Here is a 13,672-nt window from a genome sequence, read left to right as displayed (position 1 = left end):
ACGGGGGTGTCGCCCGCGCGCCGCGCCCCCTCCCTTCGACGAACGAAAGCCCCCCATGGTCAGCCTGTTCCTACGAGCGGTCGATCTCCTCTCCAAGGTCGCTGCCCTGCTTGCCGGGCTGCTGCTCATCGCGGCGATGCTGGTGATCTGCGAGATGATCTTCCTGCGCTACGTCTTTCGTGCCCCGACGATCTGGCAGACGGATTTCGTCGTCTTCACCGCCACGGCCGCCATGTTCCTCGGCGCGCCCTATGTGCTGAAGACCCGCGGCCATGTCGGCGTCGACGTGATCGAATTGTCGCTGGCGCCGCGGCCGCGGCGGGTGCTGGGCATCCTCGGCGCGCTGCTCGGCCTGCTGTTCGCGGTGCTGATGACCATCGCCAGCACCATCTTCTTTCACGAGGCCTATGTGAATGAATGGCGGACCTCGACGGTGGCCGCCATCACGCTGTGGATTCCGCTTCTGCCGCTGCCGGTCAGCTTCGCCCTGCTCTCCCTGCAATATGTCGCCGAGCTGATCCGCCGCCTGAGCAGCACCTTCGAATTCCAGGGTCACGCATGATGAGCCTTTCTCCCACTTCGTCAGGCGCGCTCATCATCGGCCTGCTTTTCGTGCTGCTCGCCACCGGCATGCCGATCGCCTTCGCGCTTGGCCTGACCGCCATTGGCGGGCTGTTGCTGGCCAATGGCATCGGCGTGTTCGAGGTGCTGGCCGAAACCATGTTCGCCGGCATCGCCAACCTCGCCTATGTCTCGATCCCGATGTTCGTGCTGATGGGCGCGGCGGTCGCCGCCACCCCCGCCGGGCGCGATCTCTATGAGGCGCTGGACCGCTGGCTGAACCGGGTGCCGGGCGGGCTGGTGCTGTCCAATATCGGCGCCTGCGCCATCTTCGCCGGCATGACCGGCTCCAGCCCGGCGACCTGCGCCGCCATCGGCAAGATGGGCATTCCGGAGATGCTGAAGCGCGGCTATCCCGCCTCGGTCGCCACCGGCTCGATCTGCGCCGGCGGCACGCTCGGCATCCTCATTCCGCCCTCGGTGACGATGATCGTCTATGGCATCGCCACCGAAACCTCGATCGGCCGCCTGTTCCTCGCCGGCGTCATGCCGGGGCTGATGCTCACCGCCATGTTCATGGCCTGGGCGCTGTTCGACTGCCGGCGCAAGAACTTCTCCTTCGACATCAGCGGCAATCGCTTCAGCTTCGGCGAGAAACTCGCCGCGCTGCCCAAGGTGACGCCCTTCCTCATCATCATCCTGGGCACGCTCTATGTGCTTTATGGCGGCGTCGCCACGCCCTCCGAGGCGGCGGGCGCCGGCGCCTTCCTGACGCTGGGCGTCGTCATCATCATGTACCGGCTGTTCCAGCCGAAGCCGATCTTCGACATCTTCTCCTCGACACTGCGCGAAAGCGTGATGATCATGATGATCATGGCGTCGGCGGAACTGTTCGCCTTCGCGCTGTCCTCGCTGTTCATCACCCAGACGGTCGCCGCCACCATTGCCGGGCTGGAGGTGAACCGCTGGGTGCTGATGGCGCTGATCAACCTGTTCCTGCTGGTGTCCGGCATGTTCCTGCCGCCGGTCGCCATCATCGTCATGTCGGCGCCGCTGCTCTACCCGATCATCGTCTCCTCGGGCTTCGACCCCTATTGGTTCGCCGTGGTGCTGACCATCAATATGGAGATCGGCCTGATCACCCCGCCGGTCGGGCTCAACCTGTTCGTGGTCAAGGCCATCGCGCCGCAGGTGCCGGCGCAGCAGGTACTGGGAGGCGCGGTGCCTTATGTGGTGCTGATGCTTATGGGCATCGTCATCCTCTGCCTGTTCCCGGAAATCGCCACCTGGCTGCCAAACTATGTGATGGGTCCGCTGTGAGGGCCCCTCGCCTTATTCGCAACGCATTGCGGGATTAGACCTGCAACCGTCGCCAATGTGCGACCCGCCCGGCCGGTCAGAGGCCGGGCATTTCTTTACCCCAACATGGACGCACCTGCGTCAGCCGCCGGCCACGGGCCGCAGCGGCCAAGAGGATATATGTCGACCCACATCCACACCCCGACCGCTCCCGCCATCATCCGCTCCAGCCCGGAGTGGAAGCCGGAGCCCTGCGGTCTCACGCGCGAGCAGATCCGCGCCATCATCATCGAACAGATCGGCTGACCCGCCGCCGGGCAGGAGCGCTCAGCGCGCGCCTGCCGCTCGGCCCTCTCCCGCCTCGATCGCCTCCCGCAGCCGACGCTGCGCCGCCTCATCGACGGGAAACCCCCACATCAGCGCGATCGCCGCCAGCTTGGCCGGGATCGGCAGCCAGGCATAGAGCATGGCCAGCGCCGCCCCGGCCTCCGCCGAGGGCGCGCCCGCGCCCGGCCGGTAGCCGGCCCAATCCAGCAGCGGAAACGTCACCCCGACCGCCAGCGCGAGAGCGAGCTTGGTGGCGAGCGCCCAGAGGGCGAAATACAGCCCCGAGCGCTGCTCGCCGGAGGCGGCGGTATCCACGTCGATGACATCCGCCTGGATCGCCGGCGGCAGCGCCACATCGAAGGCCAACAGGATTCCCGTCGCCACGCAGATGAGTGCGAAGGGCACGACATCTCCCGGCCCCAGCCAGCCGGCGCCGGCGAAGACGAGGCACGCCAGCAGCATCGCCCCGCACCAGGCTTGATGCTTGCCGAAACGGCCGGCGCAGGCCAGCGCCAGCGGCAGCCCGGCGACGGCGCAAAGGAAATAGACAAACAGCAGCGGCCCTTGCAGCGCCGCCGCCCCGATGCGGTCGGCGACGAAATAGAGAAACAGCGTGGCGGGAATCGCGTTGGCGATACCGTTGAGCAGAAAGGCCGCGATCAGCCGCAGAAACGGCCGGTTCGCCCGCAGATGGCGCAGCCCGGTCCCGAGCCGCAGCCGCTCCCGCGTGCGGTTGGCCGGTTCCGGCACCCCGAGGACGCACGCCCCGCACAGCAGCGGCAGGCTGACCAGCACGAACACCCCCATCGCCGCCAGCCCGTCAAAATGGCCGCCTCCATCCCCGAGCCCAACCGCGAAGGGCAGCGCGATGGCGACCAGCGTGCCGAGCAGCGTCACCCCTTCGCGGGCCGCCGCCACCCGGGCGCGGCCGCGATAATCGGCGGTCATCTCCGCCCCCCAGGCGGTGTAGCTGAGGGTGAGCGCGGTGTAGCCGAGCGAGAGGCCCAGCGCCCACAGGACGAGATGGGCGATGCCCGCCCCGGCGCCGGGCCAGAACAGCATGAAGGCGCACAGCGCCGTCACCGGCGCCGCCGCCAGCATCAGCGCCCGCCGCCGCCCCAGGCGCGGCGCCCACCGGTCGGCCACCCAGCCGAGCAGCGGATCGGCAAGGGCGTCGAGGCAGCGGACCGCCAGCAGCGCCGTGCCGACGGCCGCCAGCGAAAGCCCCAGCGTCTCGGCATAATAGCTCGGGACGATGACATAGAAGGGCAGCGCCAGCGCGGCGAGCGGCAGCGCCGGCAGGGCATAGAGCGCGAGCCGGCGGGCGGGAACCGCCGGCCCTTCCGGCGCCGGCGCCATCTCACCGCCCCATGGTGGCGGTGCCGGAGAGACCGTCGTCGCGGGTCCAGGCGATCCTGTTGGGGCCGAGCGCGGTGATGGTGAAGCAATAGGTGCGCCCATCATACCAGGTCGGCCATTTCTGGCACAGCCGGTCATCCTTCACCCACCAGCGCCCCTCCTCGCTCGGCGCCAGCAGCGCGCCGATGGAAAAGCCGGAAATATCGCCCGCCACCACCCCGTCGTCGCGATAGACAAGCGGCAGGGTGAGACCATAGGGCGTGCTCAGCCGCACCAGTTCACCACCGATCTTCTCACGGATCTCCGGGCCACTCAGCGGCTGGGCGGCAGCCGGCGTGGCGGTGAGGGCGAGCGGCAGGGCGAACGCGGCAATCGTCTCACGAATACGCATGCAGTCCTCCTGGATAAGTGGGGGATTACGGGCGGCGGAACTCGACCCGCGTCAGCGCGACGGGGAAGCCGAATTTGGTGACCCAGGCGGTGTTGAGCACCGTACCGTCGTCGCGCAGCACCATCTTGTCGTGGAAGCGCACGAGGTTCTCGCCCGGACCGGAATCGAGATCGACGAGATAGCTGAAAGTGGCGGTGTTGCCCTTCACGGACACCTCGGTCGCGCCGCGCACATCCTCGCGCGTGCCGAGATAGCGGCCGGGGGCGAGCTTCTGGAACCGCCAGGTCTTGCGGTCCTTCTCGCCATCGGCGAAGCGGAAATCCTCCACCAGCGTCAGCACGTCTCCGTTCCAGCGGCCGTTCAGTTGCACGGTGAAGCTGCGCTTGACGCCATTGATGGCCGAGAACGACCCCTCGGCCACAGTGGGGCCGGCAAAATACTGTTCCAGCACCAGGTCGCGCGCCTGAACGGTCGACGCGCCGCATCCGGCAAAGGCGAAGAGCCCGGCGAAAAAGAGCATCCGCTTCATTGATACCTCCGCAGCGTTCGCTCGCATTACGCGACGCTGCCAGCGGCGGATCAGCTCCGCGTCTGTCGTGAAGCCGGCCGGGCTCCGGCTTGAGGGGGTGCGACGTGGCACGCGGCACGGCCGGGTCAGCCGGATTGGTTAGTTCGGCTGAACAGGCTGGCAATCACTCGGCAAATTGTTGCCCAAGCTGCCCTGAACTAACCTGACCTTACGTCAGTGAGAGCCGTTAGCCCCCAGTTCGCCGGAACCGCGCGCCTCGGCGCTTTCGCCCTCCCCCCCAAAGCGAGAGACAGATGATGCCGACCCAACGCCTAAAGCCCGCACTGCGCCATGTCGCCAGCTGCGCCCTCGTCGCCACCTGTGTCCTTTCCGCCCTGCCCGGCCTTGCCATGGCCTCGCCCGAGACGGAGGCCCGCAACCGACAGATCGTCACCGAGGCTTTCGAGCGCTGGCAGGCGGGCGGCACGACCTTTTTTCAGGATGTTCTGTCGCCCGATGTGGTCTGGACCATCGAAGGCTCCGGTCCCAGCGCCGGCCGCTATGAGGGCCGCGAGGCGCTGGTCGAGCGCGCCGTGCGCCCGCTGGTGGCGCGCCTCGCCGGGCCGATCCGGCCGGTGGAAAAAACCGTGTGGGCAGATGGCGATCATGTGATCGTGCGCTGGGAAGGTGTCGCCACCGCGCGCGACGGGCAACCCTATGTCAACCGCTATGCCTGGATCCTGCGGATGCAGGATGGCCGCGCGGTGGAAGTTACCGCCTTCCTCGATCTGCCCGCCTATGACGAGGTGCTGCGCCGCGTTCCCGCCGCCGTGGCGCCGTAGACGCGATCGGAGCGGCCACTCAACGGTGGTTGGCCAGTTACATAGCCGGCACAGGACTATCGGGTAGAGCGGCCGAACGGAGTCGGCGACAACGGGCTCATCTATTCAGTAGCCGGCTTATTTTTTCCGCATCGGCATCGCAGGACGGCACATAGGTCATCAGCCGCAGATCCGGCCGGCCATCTATAGTGAAGGAGGAAAACTCCAGGCCGATCTCGCCAAGCCGCGGATGACGGATGGTCTTGGCGCCCTCCCCGGTCATCCGCACGTCGTTCTCGGCCCAGAGCCGGACGAAATCCGGGCTCTGCGTGGAGAGTTCGGCGACCAGCTCGGCCGCCCGCGCATCCGCTCCGGCCCGGGCGCTTTCGGCCCGAAAGGTCGCCACCAGGAAACGGGCCACCGCCTCCCAGTCCGCCTGCGCTGCACGGGTGCTGGGATCGAGGAACATGCGCCGGAGAATATTGCGCTCCTCCGGCGCCATCGCCTCATAATCCGCCAGCACGAGCCGCGCCGCCCGGTTCCAGCCGATAATGTCCCAGGTGGCGGTGGCGACCGTGGCCGGGATCGGCCCCATGGCGTCGAGCAGCCGCTGCAGCCGCGCGGTAATCCCCTCCAGCGCCGCGGGGCGTACCTTCGGCCGATGGCCGATGCCAACGAGAAACAGGTGCTCGCGCTCGGCCTCGGTCAGCAGCAGCGCCCGGGCGAGGCTGTCGAGCACGCGGGCCGAGGGCGCCCCGCCCCGGCCCTGTTCCAGCCAGGTGTACCAGGTAGTGCTGATATGGGCGCGCTGCGCCACTTCCTCACGCCGCAGGCCGGACGTGCGCCGGCGCCCGCCAAACCCCAGCGAGGCGGCATCGAGGCGCTGCCGCCGGTCCTTCAGAAACGCTCCGAGCTGGTGCAGGCTTTCGTCGACCCGGGGCATGGTGGTTTTTATACCTGTATAAACTCTCGTCTTTTACCCCCATCAGGGTCGCCTTCATTCTCCTTTCCGACAAGCAAGGAGAACTGTCATGCACGTATTCGTGACCGGCGCCACGGGCTTTATCGGCGCGGCCGTGACGGCCGAACTGCTGGCGAACGGCCATAGCGTCCTCGGCCTCGCCCGCTCCGACCGCGCGGAGGAACAGCTTCGCAGGGCCGGGGCGCAGGTGCTGCGCGGCGACCTCGAAGCGGTGGAGACGCTGCGCGCCGGCGCGCAGGCCAGCGACGCCATCATCCACACCGGTTTCGTGCATGATTTCGCCCGCTTCGCGCAATGCTGCGCCATCGACCGCGCCGCCATCGAGGCGCTCGGCGCGGCGATCGCCGGCACGGGCAAGCCCTTCATCGTCACCGCCGGCCTTGCCGGCCTCGGCACCTCCGGCCGCGAGGTAACCGAGGCCGATGTCGCGCCGCCGCCGAGCGAACTCTATCCCCGCGCCTCCGACGCCGCCGCGCGGGGGCTGTCGGCACGCGGCATCCCCACCATGATCATGCGGCTGCCCCCCTCGGTGCATGGGGCGGGCGACCATGGCTTCGTGCCGATCCTGATCGCGATGGCGCGGGCGCAGGGCCGCTCCGCCTATATCGGCGCGGGCGACAATGCGTGGCCGGCAGTGCATGTGAGCGATGCCGCCCGCGCCTATCGTCTCGCCATCGAACAGGAACCGTCCGGCGAGACGTTTCACGCTGCGGGAGAACGCGGCATCGCTTTCCGGGAGATCGCGCAGGCGATCGCGGACGGGCTCGGCCTGCCCTGCGTGTCGCTGGACGGGGAGACGGCGCGCGCGCATTTCGGCTGGTTCAGCGAGTTCGCCCGCATCGACCAGCCCACCGCGACCGACCGCACCCGCGATCTTCTCGGCTGGCTCCCCACCGGCCCCACCTTGCTGGCGGACATGCGTGACGCCGGCTATTTCGCTGTCGCCACCGGCTGAGCGTCGCCGGCCAGTTTGTATCAATTCTTATCAGTACGCCCGTCTGCGACAGTTCGCGACAATCCAGCGGACGGGCGGCACGCTTCTGCGACACGCTTTGCCTAGCCTCAACCGGTCGACCATCGCCAGCCGCCGGTGCCGCGCGCATGTGCCCGGTCCGGCGGCACGCCTGTTTCTCCAGCCGGGAGGCCTCCATGGTCCAGATCACCGTCAACGGGCAGACGCACGACATCGACGCCGAGCCGGATACGCCGCTGCTGTGGGTGCTGCGCGAGCAGATCGGCCTCACCGGAACCAAGTTCGGCTGCGGCATCGCCATGTGCGGCGCCTGCACCGTGCACATCGACGGCGTGGCGACACGCTCCTGCGTCATGCCGCTCGCCGCCCTTGAGCCGGGCCAGAAGATCGTCACCATCGAGGGGCTGTCGCCGGATGGCTCGCACCCGCTGCAAAAGGCGTGGCTGGCGCTCGACGTGCCGCAATGCGGCTATTGTCAGACCGGCATGATCATGGCGGCGGCAAGCCTGCTGGACTCCAACCCCACGCCCAGCGACGACGACATCAACGCCGAGATCACCAATATCTGCCGCTGCGGCACCTATAACCGCGTCCGCGCCGCCATCCACATGGCGGCCGACGGCAAGGCCGGCTGAGGGAGCGCGCCATGAGCAGTGTCCAATCGGTCTCGCGCCGCAATTTCATCGTCGGTTCCGCCGCCACGCTGGGCGGGCTCTCGCTCGGCTTCCATGTGCCCTTCCTGGCCTACGCCACGGCGCAGGAGGCGGGAGCCACCCTGCCGCCTGAAATCAACGCCTGGGTGGTGGTGAAGCCGGACGACACCATCGTCGTGCGCATCGCCCGCTCGGAAATGGGCCAGGGCACCCTCACCGGCCTTGCCCAGCTCGTGGTCGAGGAGCTGGAGGGCGACTGGTCGAAAGTGACGACCGAATATCCGCCTCCGGGCGAGAATCTGCGCCGCAACCGCGTCTGGGGCAGCTATTCCACCGGCGGCTCGCGCGGCATCCGCGATTCGCATGACTATGTCCGCAAGGGCGGCGCCGCCGCGCGCCACATGCTCATCGCCGCCGCCGCCGAGCAGTGGGGCGTGCCCGCCGGTGACTGCACGGCGGCCAAGAGCGTCATCACCCACACACCCAGCGGGCGCACCCTGCGCTTCGGCGAGGTGGCGGACGCCGCCGGCCGGCAGACCCCGCCATCCGAGGTGACGCTGAAGGACGCAAAGGACTGGACCATCGCCGGTCAGCCCCTGCCCCGCCTCGACACGGTGGACAAACTCACCGGCAAGCAGGTCTACGGCGCCGATCTCATCCTGCCCGGCATGCTGAACGCCGCCATCAAGGCCTGCCCCGTCTTCGGCGGCACGCTGGTCAGCTTCGACGCGGCGGCAATCGGGAACATGCCGGGCGTGAAGAAAGTGGTGCGGGTGGATGACCGCTCCGTCGCCGTCGTCGCCGACACCTGGTGGCGCGCCAAGACCGCGCTCGACGCCCTGCCGATCACCTGGGACGAGGGGCCCAACAGCGAGCTTTCCAGCGACGCCATTCGCGCCATGCTGGCGGAGGGGCTGGAGGCGGAAGAAGCCTTCATCGGCAACCGGCAGGGCGACGCCAGGGCGGAAATCGCCCGCGTCGCCGCTGCCGGCGGCAAGGTCATCACCGCCACCTACGCCTTCCCCTATCAGAACCACGCCACCATGGAGCCGATGAACGCCACCGCGCGCTGGACGGCGGACAAATGCGAGGTGTGGGTGCCGACGCAGAATGGCGAAGCCAGCCTCGCCGCGGCGGCGGAAGCCGCCGGCCTGCCGGTCGGGCAGTGCGAGGTGTACAAGATCCATCTCGGCGGCGGCTTCGGCCGGCGCGGCAATTTCCAGGATTATGTGCGTCAGGCGGTCAGCATCGCCAGGCAGATGCCCGGCACGCCGGTGAAGCTGCTATGGACGCGCGAAGAGGACATGCTGCACGGCGCCTATCACCCGACCACCCAGGCGAAGCTCACCGGCGCGCTGGATGCCGAGGGCAATCTCACCGCCCTGCATCTGCGCATTTCCGGCCAGTCCATCCTCGCCGCCGTGCGCCCGCAGGGCATGCAGGGCGGCATGGACCCGGTGGTGTTCCAGGGGCTGACGGCGGATTTGCCCGAGGGCCATCTCGCCTATAGCGTGCCTAACCTCCTGATCGACCACGCCATGCGCAACCCGCCGGTGCCGCCCGGCTTCTGGCGCGGGGTGAACCTCAACCAGAACGCCATCTATGTCGAATGCTTCATCGACGAGCTGGCGCATGCCGCAGGAACGGAACCGCTCGCCTTCCGCCGCAAGCTGATGGCGAACCACCCCAAGCACCTCGCCGTGCTGGAAGCCGCCGCCAACGGTATCGGCTGGGACACGCCGCCGGCGCCAGGCCGCTATCGCGGCCTCGGCCAGATCATGGGCTTCGGCTCCTATGTCGCCGCCGCTGCCGAAGTGTCGGTCGAGAAGGGCGAACTCAAGATCCACCGCATCGTCGCCGCCACCGATCCCGGCCATGTCGTTAACCCGGCCCAGGTCGAGCGGCAGGTGGAAGGCTCCTTCGTCTATGGCCTTTCCGCCTGCCTCTATGGCGAGTGCACCGTCGAGGGCGGCCAGATCGCCGAGACCAATTTCGACACCTATGAGGTGCTGCGCATGGCGCAGATGCCGGCCGTGGAGACCATCATGCTGCCTTCCGGCGGCTTCTGGGGCGGGGTGGGCGAGCCTACCATCGCGGTCGCCGCGCCGGCGGTGCTCAACGCCCTGTTCGCGGCCACCGGCAAGCGCTACCGCACCATGCCGCTGAAGAACCACGAGCTGGCCTGATGCGGCGGGCTCATGTGATATTGCCGGCGCTGGCGCTGCTCCATGCAGCGCCAGCGGCTGCCGCGCCGCCGCCCGGGGCGGCGTCCTGCACCGGCTGCCATCCGCGCAGCGCCACCAATGGACCCGTGCCGAGCCTGGACGGGCAGCCGGCCGGCCAGATCGTCGCGGCAATGTTGGCGTTCCGTTCCGGCGAGCGGCCCTCCACCGTCATGACGCGCATCGCCAAGGGTTTCACCGATGAGGAAACACGGGCCATTGCCGAATACTTTGCCGCCCATTTCGCCGCAGCCGGCAACGCCCCGGCTCAGCCGTAGGCGGGTGCTTGCCGCCTTCGCGGCGGGAGCCTGCGCCCTCGCCTGCCCGGCCGTGCGGGCGCAGGCGGCGCCGCGGGTGGTGGTGATCGGCGGCGGCTTCGGCGGCGCCAGCCTTGCCCGCACGCTCAAGCGCGAGGATCCGGGCATTGCGGTCGCGCTGGTCGAGCCGAACGGACACTACACTGCCTGCCCGCTCAGCAATGCCGTGATCGCCGGGCTGCGCGACATGGCGCAACAGCATTTCGGCTATGCCGGGCTGGCGGCGGAGGGCATCACCCATGTGCCGCAACGGGCGGTGCGGATCGAGGCGGAACAGCGGCGCGTCGTCCTCGCCGACGAGGTGCGGCTCAGCTATGACCGGCTCGTCGTCGCGCCGGGTATCGACCTCAACGTCGACGCCCTGCCCGGCTATGACAACGCGGCGGCCGAACTGATGCCGCATGCCTGGAAGGCCGGCGAGCAGACGCGGCTGCTGCGCCGGCAATTGGAGGCGATGGAGGATGGCGGGCTGGTGGTCATCGCCGCGCCGGCCAATCCGTTCCGCTGCCCGCCGGGACCTTATGAACGCGCCAGCCTGATCGCCCATTATCTCAAGGCGCACAAGCCGCGCTCGAAAATCCTGATCCTCGATTCCAAGGACGCTTTCTCCAAGCAGCGCCTGTTCGAGGCCGGCTGGGCGGCGCTCTATCCCGGCATGATCGAATGGGTCGGCCTGTCCTTCGGCGGCCGGGTGACAGAAGTCGACGCGGCGACCCGCACCTTGCGCACCGAGTTCGGCGAGCATCGCGCGGCGGTGGCCAATGTCATCCCGCCGCAGCGGGCCGGCGCCATCGCGGCGCTGGCCGGCGTCGCCGACCGCACCGGCTGGTGCCCGATCGACCCCGTCACCTTCGAATCCCGCCTGGTGCCGCATGTCCATGTCATCGGCGATGCCGCGATTGGCGGGGCGATGCCGAAATCCGCCTTCACCGCCAATGCTCAGGCGAAGGCCGGCGCCAGCGCAATCATCGCCTTGCTGCGCGGGCGCGAACCCGCGGAGCCAAAGCTGATCAACACCTGCTACAGCCTGCTGGCGCCGGATTACGGCATCTCGATCGCCGGCGTGTACACGCCGCAGAACGGCCTTCTCGCCGAGGTGGAAGGCGCCGGCGGCACCTCGCCGCTCGACGCGCCGGCGGGGGTGCGGGCCGAGGAAGCCGCCTATGGCGAGGCGTGGTTCGCCACCATCACCGGCGAGGCGTTCGGGTGAGCCCGGCGCGGGCATTCGGCATGGGCGCGCTGGCGCTCCTCGCCGCGCCCGCTCCGGCCGCGCGGGCGCAGACGCAGGAGGCGGGTTTCGTGCCCTATGTCGTCCGCGGCGACGCCATCGTCGCGCCGCTCGGCGGCGTGCGCGGCGACCCGGCGCGGGGGCGGGAGCTGATCGGCGAGCGTCACCGCAGCCTGTGCATCCTCTGCCACGCGGTCCCCGATGGCGCGCCCGCCTTGCAGGGCACGCTGGCGCCCGGCCTCGCCGGCATCGGCGCGCGGCTCACCGAGGGGCAGATCCGCCTGCGCGTTGTCGACATGAAGCGGCTCAACCCGGAAAGCATCATGCCGAGCTATCACGCCCCCTCCGCCGGCGCCCGGATCGCTCCCGCCTGGCAGGGCCGGCCGGTGCTCGGCGCGGCGGAGATCGAACATCTCGTCGCCTATCTCGTGACCTTGAAGGAGTGAGCCGATGACCGCGCCTCACCATGACGCACCCTGCCCCGCGCCAGTCCTCGGCCGCCGCGCGGTGCTCGCGGCCGGCGTCGGGCTCGTGGTGATGAGCCTGCCGCTGCGCGCGCTCGCGCGCCCTTCGCTCAGCGAGGCGGTCGCCGGCTTTACCGGCGGGAAGCCGGTCGAGGCCGGTCGCGTCACTCTTACCGTGCCGCCGCTGGTGGAGAACGGCAATGCGGTCGGCGTCACGGTGGAGGTGGACAGCCCGATGAGCCCGGCCGACCATGTCCGCCGCATCGGCCTGTTCAACGAGAAGAACCCGCAGGCCGATATCGCGGTGTTCCATCTCGGCCCGCGCAATGGTCGCGCCCGCCTCGCCACCCGCATCCGTCTCGCCACCTCCCAGACCGTTGTCGCCGTCGCGGAACTGAGCGACGGCACCTACTGGTCGAGCGAGGCCAGCGTCATCGTCACCCTCGCCGCCTGCATCGAGGATCTGTCATGAGCCGTTCCCTGATCAGCGTGCCGAAGACGGCGAAGACGGGCGAGGTCGTCGACATCCGCGCCATGACCGCCCACCCCATGGAAACCGGCCACCGCATGGGGCCGAACGGCGTGGCGATCCCGCGCAACATCCTCACCCGCCTCACCTGCAGCTATAATGGCGAGGAGGTCTTCGCCGCCGATTTCTTCCCCGCCATCTCGGCCAATCCGTTCGTGTCGTTCAGCCTGGTCGCGACCGAAAGCGGCACTCTCACCTTCGAATGGACCGGCGACGGTGGCCAGAGCGAGACCGCCAGCGCCGAGATCGTGGTGAGCTGATGCCGCGCCCGGCTGCGGGACTCCTCGCCCTCGCCCTGCTCACCGCCCCCGCCGCGGCGCAGGACATCCCGCCCGCCGAGCGTCGCTCCGGGCGCGACTTCATGGCGCCGGCGACGCAGGCCATGCAGGCGGACGACACCAGCAATCCCGGCATGCTCTGGGTGCTGCAGGGCGAGGCGCTGTGGCAGGAGAAGACCGGCGCGGCCGGCCGGTCCTGCGCCGATTGCCACGGCGCGCCGGCAAGCCTGCGCGGCGTCGCCGCCCGCTATCCCGCCTTCGACACGGCCAGCGGCCGGCCGATCGACCTCGCCGGCCGCATCAATCAATGCCGCAGCGTCCGCCAGCGTGCACCCGCGCTTGAGCGCGAGAGCGACGACCTGCTCGCCCTCACCACCTTGGTCGCGCATCAGTCGCGCGGCCTGCCCATCACGCCGCCGGACGATCCGCGCCTCGCGCCCGCCCGTGACGAGGGCCGGCGGATCTTCACCACCCGCCTCGGCCAGCTCGACCTGTCCTGCGCCAATTGCCATGACCAGAACTGGCAGGGGCGTCTCGCCGGCAGCGCGGTGACACAGGCGCACCCGACCGGCTACCCTCTCTACCGGCTGGAATGGCAGGGCGTGGGCTCGCTGCAGCGCCGCCTGCGCAACTGCATGGTCGGCGTGCGGGCCGACCCCTTCGCGCCGGGTTCAGCCGAGTTCATCGCGCTGGAACTCTATCTCATGCAGCGCGCCGCCGGCATGGCGCTGGAGACCCCCGCCATTCGCCCCTGAGACGG

General features: G+C 69.2%; 17 protein-coding genes. 13 read left to right on the top strand and 4 right to left on the bottom strand.

The genetic code is table 11. From position 1 onward, the window contains the following. Positions 1-55 precede the first annotated feature (55 nt). The 3 genes from AAC979_RS06595 to AAC979_RS06585 all read left to right on the top strand — a co-directional run bounded on the left by AAC979_RS06595 (position 56) and on the right by AAC979_RS06585 (position 2,166). Positions 56-562, top strand: a complete 507-nt coding sequence (locus tag AAC979_RS06595; RefSeq protein ID WP_371346025.1) for a TRAP transporter small permease subunit — start codon at positions 56-58, stop codon at positions 560-562. After that, on the top strand, positions 559-1,881 hold the full coding sequence (locus tag AAC979_RS06590) for a TRAP transporter large permease (RefSeq protein WP_371346024.1): 1,323 nt from the start codon (positions 559-561) through the stop codon (positions 1,879-1,881). The genes AAC979_RS06595 and AAC979_RS06590 overlap by 4 nt, the downstream gene beginning before the upstream one ends. A 159-nt stretch (positions 1,882-2,040) precedes the next feature. Next, complete coding sequence (locus AAC979_RS06585; RefSeq protein ID WP_371346023.1) at positions 2,041-2,166, top strand: hypothetical protein; 126 nt, start codon at positions 2,041-2,043, stop codon at positions 2,164-2,166. Between the two features lie 21 nt (positions 2,167-2,187). Here AAC979_RS06585 and AAC979_RS06580 read toward each other — a convergent pair whose 3' ends face one another. From AAC979_RS06580 to AAC979_RS06570, 3 genes are read right to left on the bottom strand one after another with little or no spacing between them, the layout of a single operon-like run. Further along, positions 2,188-3,546, bottom strand: a complete 1,359-nt coding sequence (locus tag AAC979_RS06580; RefSeq protein ID WP_371346022.1) for an MFS transporter — start codon at positions 3,544-3,546, stop codon at positions 2,188-2,190. Position 3,547: 1 nt separating this feature from the next. Then, positions 3,548-3,937, bottom strand: a complete 390-nt coding sequence (locus tag AAC979_RS06575) for a hypothetical protein (RefSeq protein WP_371346021.1) — start codon at positions 3,935-3,937, stop codon at positions 3,548-3,550. 25 nt (positions 3,938-3,962) lie between these two features. Next, positions 3,963-4,466 carry a DUF3833 family protein gene (locus AAC979_RS06570; protein ID WP_371346020.1) on the bottom strand — a complete coding sequence of 168 codons (504 nt, stop codon included), beginning with the start codon at positions 4,464-4,466 and terminating at the stop codon, positions 3,963-3,965. Positions 4,467-4,759: 293 nt separating this feature from the next. Between AAC979_RS06570 and AAC979_RS06565 the strand changes: the two genes are divergently transcribed. After that, entirely contained in the window at positions 4,760-5,287 is a 528-nt protein-coding gene (locus AAC979_RS06565) for a nuclear transport factor 2 family protein (RefSeq protein WP_371346019.1), read from the top strand. Positions 5,288-5,384: 97 nt separating this feature from the next. Here the strand turns inward: AAC979_RS06565 and AAC979_RS06560 are convergent, their stop codons facing one another. Next, on the bottom strand, positions 5,385-6,209 hold the full coding sequence (locus tag AAC979_RS06560; protein WP_371346018.1) for a helix-turn-helix transcriptional regulator: 825 nt from the start codon (positions 6,207-6,209) through the stop codon (positions 5,385-5,387). Between the two features lie 88 nt (positions 6,210-6,297). Between AAC979_RS06560 and AAC979_RS06555 the strand changes: the two genes are divergently transcribed. The 9 genes from AAC979_RS06555 to soxA all read left to right on the top strand — a co-directional run bounded on the left by AAC979_RS06555 (position 6,298) and on the right by soxA (position 13,667). Beyond that, a complete protein-coding gene (locus AAC979_RS06555; protein ID WP_371346017.1) occupies positions 6,298-7,203 on the top strand; it encodes an SDR family oxidoreductase in 906 nt (301 codons plus the stop codon). A 194-nt stretch (positions 7,204-7,397) separates the two neighbouring features. Continuing rightward, positions 7,398-7,856: a (2Fe-2S)-binding protein gene (locus AAC979_RS06550; RefSeq protein WP_371346016.1), complete on the top strand. Its 459-nt coding sequence runs from the start codon at positions 7,398-7,400 to the stop codon at positions 7,854-7,856. Positions 7,857-7,867: 11 nt separating this feature from the next. Further along, positions 7,868-10,060 (top strand): molybdopterin cofactor-binding domain-containing protein, encoded by a 2,193-nt coding sequence (locus tag AAC979_RS06545; RefSeq protein WP_371346015.1) that lies wholly within the window; start codon positions 7,868-7,870, stop codon positions 10,058-10,060. Further along, positions 10,060-10,374, top strand: a complete 315-nt coding sequence (locus AAC979_RS06540; RefSeq protein ID WP_371346014.1) for a cytochrome c — start codon at positions 10,060-10,062, stop codon at positions 10,372-10,374. The genes AAC979_RS06545 and AAC979_RS06540 overlap by 1 nt, the downstream gene beginning before the upstream one ends. A gap of 4 nt (positions 10,375-10,378) precedes the next feature. Further along, positions 10,379-11,623 (top strand): FCSD flavin-binding domain-containing protein, encoded by a 1,245-nt coding sequence (locus tag AAC979_RS06535; protein WP_371346013.1) that lies wholly within the window; start codon positions 10,379-10,381, stop codon positions 11,621-11,623. Then, positions 11,620-12,087, top strand: coding sequence for a sulfur oxidation c-type cytochrome SoxX (soxX, locus tag AAC979_RS06530; RefSeq protein ID WP_371346012.1), 468 nt, complete (start codon positions 11,620-11,622; stop codon positions 12,085-12,087). The genes AAC979_RS06535 and soxX overlap by 4 nt, the downstream gene beginning before the upstream one ends. A gap of 4 nt (positions 12,088-12,091) precedes the next feature. Beyond that, complete coding sequence (locus tag AAC979_RS06525) at positions 12,092-12,577, top strand: SoxY-related AACIE arm protein (RefSeq protein ID WP_371346011.1); 486 nt, start codon at positions 12,092-12,094, stop codon at positions 12,575-12,577. Then, on the top strand, positions 12,574-12,894 hold the full coding sequence (soxZ, locus tag AAC979_RS06520) for a thiosulfate oxidation carrier complex protein SoxZ (RefSeq protein WP_371346010.1): 321 nt from the start codon (positions 12,574-12,576) through the stop codon (positions 12,892-12,894). The genes AAC979_RS06525 and soxZ overlap by 4 nt, the downstream gene beginning before the upstream one ends. Then, positions 12,894-13,667 (top strand): sulfur oxidation c-type cytochrome SoxA, encoded by a 774-nt coding sequence (gene soxA, locus AAC979_RS06515; RefSeq protein ID WP_371346009.1) that lies wholly within the window; start codon positions 12,894-12,896, stop codon positions 13,665-13,667. Before soxZ ends, soxA begins: the two co-directional genes overlap by 1 nt. Positions 13,668-13,672 lie beyond the last annotated feature (5 nt).

It is taken from the genome of Ancylobacter sp. IITR112 (genome assembly GCF_041415945.1).
Taxonomy (GTDB): Bacteria; Pseudomonadota; Alphaproteobacteria; order Rhizobiales; family Xanthobacteraceae; genus Ancylobacter.
The sequence above is the reverse complement of the archived record's forward strand: the minus strand, read 5'-3'. Positions and strand labels throughout refer to the sequence as shown.